General features: G+C 73.6%; 6 protein-coding genes and 1 pseudogene. 3 read left to right on the top strand and 4 right to left on the bottom strand.

What is annotated here, in order from left to right; genetic code table 11:
* Positions 1–508: pseudogene (locus tag AB8Z36_RS29180) on the top strand (zinc-binding dehydrogenase); the annotation flags it as partial.
* A 76-nt stretch (positions 509–584) separates the two neighbouring features.
* Here the strand turns inward: AB8Z36_RS29180 and AB8Z36_RS29175 are convergent.
* Both AB8Z36_RS29175 and AB8Z36_RS29170 read right to left on the bottom strand, forming a co-directional pair.
* Positions 585–974 (bottom strand): (2Fe-2S) ferredoxin domain-containing protein, encoded by a 390-nt coding sequence (locus tag AB8Z36_RS29175; RefSeq protein ID WP_369216382.1) that lies wholly within the window; start codon positions 972–974, stop codon positions 585–587.
* A 51-nt stretch (positions 975–1025) separates the two neighbouring features.
* Positions 1026–2369 (bottom strand): 6-phospho-beta-glucosidase, encoded by a 1344-nt coding sequence (locus tag AB8Z36_RS29170; RefSeq protein WP_369216381.1) that lies wholly within the window; start codon positions 2367–2369, stop codon positions 1026–1028.
* A gap of 95 nt (positions 2370–2464) precedes the next feature.
* Here AB8Z36_RS29170 and AB8Z36_RS29165 point away from each other — a divergent pair, with 95 nt between their 5' ends.
* Both AB8Z36_RS29165 and AB8Z36_RS29160 read left to right on the top strand, forming a co-directional pair.
* Complete coding sequence (locus AB8Z36_RS29165) at positions 2465–3325, top strand: hypothetical protein (RefSeq protein WP_369216380.1); 861 nt, start codon at positions 2465–2467, stop codon at positions 3323–3325.
* A gap of 82 nt (positions 3326–3407) precedes the next feature.
* Entirely contained in the window at positions 3408–4724 is a 1317-nt protein-coding gene (locus AB8Z36_RS29160) for an MFS transporter (protein WP_369216379.1), read from the top strand.
* Here AB8Z36_RS29160 and AB8Z36_RS29155 read toward each other — a convergent pair.
* Both AB8Z36_RS29155 and AB8Z36_RS29150 read right to left on the bottom strand, forming a co-directional pair.
* Positions 4695–5180 (bottom strand): thioesterase family protein, encoded by a 486-nt coding sequence (locus tag AB8Z36_RS29155; RefSeq protein WP_369216378.1) that lies wholly within the window; start codon positions 5178–5180, stop codon positions 4695–4697. The genes AB8Z36_RS29160 and AB8Z36_RS29155 overlap by 30 nt on opposite strands.
* The coding region (locus AB8Z36_RS29150) for a 3-hydroxyacyl-CoA dehydrogenase NAD-binding domain-containing protein (protein WP_369216377.1) at positions 5177–5781 on the bottom strand (605 nt) is incomplete at its 5' end. The genes AB8Z36_RS29155 and AB8Z36_RS29150, both read right to left, overlap by 4 nt.

Genomic DNA, 5781 nt, shown 5'->3' with positions numbered 1-5781 from the left:
CCGTCTCCTTCACGGACGCGGCGGCGCTGCCGGTCGCGGCGGCCACCGCGTACGACGGGCTGCGCCAGCTCGCGCTGCCCGCCGGGGCGACGCTGCTGATCACGGGGGCCGGTGGCGGGGTCGGCGTGGCGGCGGCGCAGTTCGCCCGSCCGCGCGCCACATGCAGTGCGGCGAGCGGGTGCGCGCGGCGGCACCCGGCGGCCGGGTCGACGCGGTCTTCGACCTGGTGGGCGGCGACGGTCTCGCGGAGGTGGCGGATCTCCTCGCCGACCGCCACGGGAAGCTGATCACGGCCGCCGCCAAGGAGACCGTGGAGAAGCTGGGCGGCGCCCCGGTGGCACGGGCCAGGAACGCCGAGGTCCTCACGGAGATCGCCCGTCTCACCGAAGCGGGCGTCCTGCATCCTCTGGTGACGGCGGTCTACCCCCTCGACCGGGCGGACGAGGCCCTGCGGGCGGTGGAGGAGGGCCACGCGCGCGGCAAGATCGTCATCGAGGTGACGGCGTGACGGGCCGCACCGGGGCATGAGGGGGGCGCGGGTCCGCCGCAGCCGCAGCGGGCCCCTTGCGCCTTCCGCAGGCCTCCTACACCGCCCGCGGATCCACCATCTGGAGCTCAAGTGCCGGGGACGGTGCCGCGAGGCCGGGGCCGCCCGCTTCGGCCCAGGCGAGTATGGAGTCCAGGGACGCCTCGTCCGTGACGAAGCCGACCCAGGCCGCCCGGCCGCCCCTGCGGCGGCCCTCGTGGGAGGGCTGGACCACGACGATGTTGGCCTGGCCGCACGGGCCGAGGCAGTCGCTGGTGCGGACCGTGAAGCGGCCCCGCGAGGCGGCGGCGGCCGAGCGCAGCCGCTCCAGCTGCCAGGCGTGGTCGATGCCGGGGTTCTTGCGGGCGTCGCCGCAGCAGCAGCCACGGCACACGACGAGCGTGCAGGGGCGGCGGGCCGCGGCACCGATGGAGACGACGGGACTCATCCCGCGATCATCGCAGGCCGCGCCCGCGCCCCGGCGGCCAGGTGCCGTCGCTCAGCCGCGCAGGTAGGCGAGGCCCGGGTGCGCCTCGCGGTAGCCCGCCACCAGGCGGCGCGCCACCGCCACCGAGTCGACCAGGGGGTGCAGGGCGAACGCCTTGACGGCCGTGGCGCGGGACCCGCTCTCCGCCGCCGCGAGCACCTCGCGCTCCACCGCCTTGACCGAGCAGACGAGTCCGGTGGCATGGCCCGGCAGCGGGCTCACCGCCAGGGGGTGGGCGCCGTTGGCGTCGACGGAGCACGGCACCTCGATCACGGCGTCGGCGTCCAGGGCGGCGAGCGTGGTGCCGTTGCGGACGTTGAGGATCAGGGTCGCCCGCTCGTTCCGCGCGATGGCCCGCATCAGCGCCAGCGCCACCTTCTCGTACCCGCCGGACTCCAGGTCCTCCTCGGCCCGCTCCCCCACGCCCGCCGCTTCCCTGTTCTCCGCCATGTACGTGGCCTCGCGCTCGGCGCGGGTGTCGTCCCAGGTCTTGAGCGCGGGGGCGCCGGGGCGTGCCATCTCCGCGTAGAAGCGGGCCTGTTGGTCGCGCAGGAAGGCGCCCCGGGTCTGCTCCGCCGCCTGGTAGGCGCGTACCGCCTCGCGGTTGAAGTAGTAGTAGTGCAGGTATTCGTTGGGGACCGCGCCGAGTGAGCGGAGCCAGTCGGTGCCGAAGAGGCGGCCCTCCTCGAAGGAGCCGAGCAGCGCGTCGTCCGCGAGCAGCCGGGGCAGTTCGTCGCGCCCGGCGATGTGCAGACCGCGCAGCCAGCCGAGGTGGTTGAGCCCCACGTAGTCGATGAAGGCCTCGTCGGGGTCGCCGCCAAGCACCCGCGCCACCCTGCGGCCGAGGCCGACGGGCGAGTCGCAGATGCCGATGACGCGGTGGCCGAGGTGGCGGGACATGGCCTCGGTGACCAGGCCCGCCGGGTTGGTGAAGTTGATGACCCAGGCGTCCGGCGCGAGCCGTGCGACGCGCCGCGCGATGTCCACCGCGACGGGCACGGTCCGCAGCCCGTACGCGATGCCGCCCGCGCCCACCGTCTCCTGGCCGAGCACGTCCTCGGCCAGGGCGACCCGCTCGTCGGCGGCGCGCCCCTCAAGGCCGCCGACCCGGATCGCGGAGAAGACGAAGTCGGCCCCGCGCAGCGCCTCGTCGAGGTCGGTGGTCGCGGTGACGACGGGCGCGCCGGGCACCCCGTCGGCCTGCTCGGCGAGGACACGGGCGACGGCGTCGAGCCGCCCCGCGTCCAGGTCGTGCAGGACGACTTCGGTGACGCGGCCCTCGGCTCGGTCGCCCAGGAGCGCCCCGTACACCAGGGGCACCCGGAACCCTCCTCCGCCCAGGATGGTGAGCTGCACGTCTGAACCGCCTTCCGTCGGACCGTTATCGCCGGGGCTCACGTTACGTACGATGGCGCCGCAGCGTTCCGACCCCCCACGGAGGTAGCGCCCCGATGACCCTTTGGAAGGCATCAACCGCTCTGTTCGGCGCCGTCGCACTGGCGGTGGTGACGGGCGGCGGCGCGTCCGCCGCCCCCGCCTCGCCCGGCGGCTGGCAGGAGACGGGCACCACGCAGGTCAGTTCCCTCACCGGCGGCCAGGGCCTGGCGAGCCGCGCGGACGGCGGCCTGCTCCACCGGGGCCTCGCCTCGATACCCCTGGATCTGCGGATCAAGGGCTGGGGCCACATAGGCGACCCGGACATCGCCGAAGGACACACCTTCGACGCCTACCAGGGCGGTGACGACGCCAAGTCGAAGATGTACGCCGTCACCACACCGGGCGGCAAGCGCTACCTCTACGAGCATCCGCTCGACGCGGGCGAGAAGCTGAACAACTCCTTCGCGGCCGTCTCCCCCGACTCCCAGTGGCTGGTCTCCGGCGAGTGGGGCGACCAGAACCGCCTCCAGGTCTTCCCCGCGCCGCTGCTCAACTCCGCGACCCCGCCCACTGGCGGCACCCTCGCCCAGGCCGGGCAGATCTCGCTGGACAAGCCGGTGCGGGACATCCAGGGCTGCGACTTCGCCTCGGCGACCCGCCTGGTGTGCGCCTCGAACGACGCGTCCAGGGAGCTGTTCCCCGAGGACCGGCCCGTCCTCCAGGTCGACCTGGACCGCGCGCTCGACGGCAAGCCGGTGACCGGCCACGTCTCCAGCCTCTTCGCCTCGCCGCAACGCAGCCTCTGCTCCGGCTCGTTCGAGACGGAGGGCGTGGACTACGACACGGCGCGCCGCACCCTGCGGGTGGAAGTGGTGCCGCCGTCACCGTGCCTGGTGACGACGACGGTGTACGCGTACAAGCCGACGACCGGCTGACCCGCCAGGACCCGGTCCGCGTCCCCGTCCGCCTGCCGGACGGTACGTGTGGGGCGCCGCCGATGCGGGGAAGGTCGTGATCATGACACAGCACGACCAGCAGGCGACCACCGCCGGCCACCCCGCCCCGCGGCGCCCCGTCCGGCAGCTCCTCGCCGCCTCCGTCGGCAACGCCGTGGAGTGGTACGACTGGTACGCCTACACCTTCCTCGCCACCTACATCGCGGGCCAGGTCTTCCCCAAGGGCACGGGCAACTCCCTGGTGCCGCTGCTCTCGACCTTCGCCGTCTTCGCGGTCGGCTTCTTCATGCGGCCCGTCGGCGGGCTGCTCATGGGCGCGGTCGCCGACCGGCGCGGCAGGCGGGCGGCGCTGACCGTCACCATCCTGCTGATGGGCGGCAGCAGCCTGCTCGTCGGCCTCACCCCGACCTACGCCTCCGCCGGTGTGCTCGCCCCGGTGGTCCTGGTGCTCGCGCGGCTGCTCCAGGGCCTCTCGGTGGGCGGTGAGTTCGCCGCGTCGACGACGTTCCTCGTGGAGTCGGCGGGCCCGGGGCGGCGCGGCCTCTTCTCCAGTTTCCAGTACGTCTCCACCAGCGCGGGCCAGCTCGCCGCCTCCGGCGTCGCCGCGCTGCTGGTCGCCACGCTCTCCGAGGGGCAGATGGACGGCTGGGGCTGGCGGCTGCCGTTCGTCATCGGCGCGCTGCTCAGCCTGGTCGGCTTCTGGATCCGGCAGGGCGCGCACGAGACGCACCGGACACCCGCCGAACCCGCCGAGCGGCCCGGCCTCTTCGACGCGCTCCGGCACCATCCGCGCCAGTCGCTGCTGATCTGCGGCATCACCGCGGGCGGCACCCTCGCGTACTACACCTGGACGTCGTACCTGCCGACGTACGCCGAGCTGAACACCGACATCGCCAAGAGCGACGCGCTGCTCGCCGGAACCCTGTCGCTGGCGTTCTTCGCCCTGCTCCAGCCGGTCGGCGGACTGCTCTCCGACCGGCTCGGGCGGCGTCCCCCGCTGCTCTTCTTCGGCGTCGGCTTCGCCGTACTGAGCGTGCCGCTGCTCTCGCTCCTGACCGGGTCGTTTGTCTCGCTGCTGCTCGTGCAGTGCGCGGGCATGGTGCTGCTCACCGGCTTCACGTCGATCTCCGCCGCCGTGAACGCGGAGGTCTTCCCGGCGCGGGTCCGGGCGGCCGGGATCGGGTTCCCGTACTCGCTGACCGTGGCGGTGTTCGGCGGCACGGCCCCGTACGTGGGGACCCTGTTCAAGGAGATCGGGTCCCCGGGTCTCTTCCCCTGGTACGTGGCCGTGCTCTGCCTCGTCTCCTCCGCCGTCTATCTGCGGCTTCCGGAGACCGCCCACACACCGCTAGACGGGCTTCGGAACGACCGCGATTGAGCGTCCCGCCCACTCGGGCGCCGGTTCCGCGAGGCCCGTCAGACGCTCCCGGATTCCGTCCGGGAACGGCACCGCCCGCCCCGCGCCCTGGTCGACGTGGAGCGCGAGCAGTTCCGTGGTCGCCACGGGGGCGGCGTCCGGGGCCGGTTCGGCACCGGACTCCCCCACCACGTACATCTCGTGCGCGAAGCGCGCCTTCTTCGCGTCCGCGCCGAGGACGCGCGTGCGCACGGCGAGGTGGGCGCCCTCGGGGACGTCGCTGAGGTACCGGACGTGCGCCTCGACGGTGTAGAGGGAGCAGCCCGTGGACTCGCGGTACCCCGCGTGCAGGCCGGTCTCGATCATCATGGCGTCGGTCGCGTAGCCGAAGACGAGGACGTAGAAGGCCTCGCTCATGTGGCCGTTGTAGTCGATCCACTCGGCGCGGACCTCGCGGTGGAGCAGGGGGAGGCTCACTTGGCCTCCTTCCGCTGCTGGGGCAGTCGGCCCGTCGCGCGCAGGACGTCGATGACGCCCTGGTCGCGCTCGGCCACCAGGTCGGCGATGGTGCGGCCCGCCGCCGCCTCGTCGCACCCGGCGACCACGGCGTCGTACAGCCTCTTGTCGAGTTCGGGGGCGGCCAGGCGCGTCCAGGGCGACTTCAGGGACGGGCCGAAGTGGTCGAGCATGTGGGCCATGCCGCCCTCGCCGCCCGCGAGCGCGAAGGTGAGCATGGGGCCCATGAACGCCCAGCGCAGGCCGGGGCCCTCGGTGATCGAGTCGTCGATCTCCTGGACGGTGGCCTCACCGCTGGCGACCATGTGCAGCGCCTCGCGCCACAGCGCCTCCTGGAGGCGGTTGGCGATGAAGCCGGGCACCTCGCTCTTCATGGTGATGACGGACTTGCCCGCGACCTCGTAGAAGCGGGACGCCCAGGCGACGGCCTCGGCGTCGGTCCGCTCGCCGCCGACGACCTCGACGAGCGGGATGAGGTAGGGCGGGTTGAAGGGGTGGCCGACGACCAGGCGGCCGGGGGTGGCGGCCTCGGTCTGCATGTCGGTCATCGGGTAGCCGGAGG

The sequence above is a fragment of the Streptomyces flavofungini genome (assembly GCF_041028215.1).
Classification (GTDB): domain Bacteria; phylum Actinomycetota; class Actinomycetes; order Streptomycetales; family Streptomycetaceae; genus Streptomyces; species Streptomyces flavofungini_B.
Note: the sequence above shows the minus strand (reverse complement) of the source record. Positions and strands in the feature narration are given on the sequence as shown.

Coding starts and splice junctions, on each gene's coding strand:
- AB8Z36_RS29175 (WP_369216382.1), bottom strand. CDS start 974: ATGAGTCCCGTCGTCTCCATCGGTGCCGCGGCCCGCCGCCCCTGCACG.
- AB8Z36_RS29165 (WP_369216380.1), top strand. CDS start 2,465: ATGACCCTTTGGAAGGCATCAACCGCTCTGTTCGGCGCCGTCGCACTG.
- AB8Z36_RS29160 (WP_369216379.1), top strand. CDS start 3,408: ATGACACAGCACGACCAGCAGGCGACCACCGCCGGCCACCCCGCCCCG.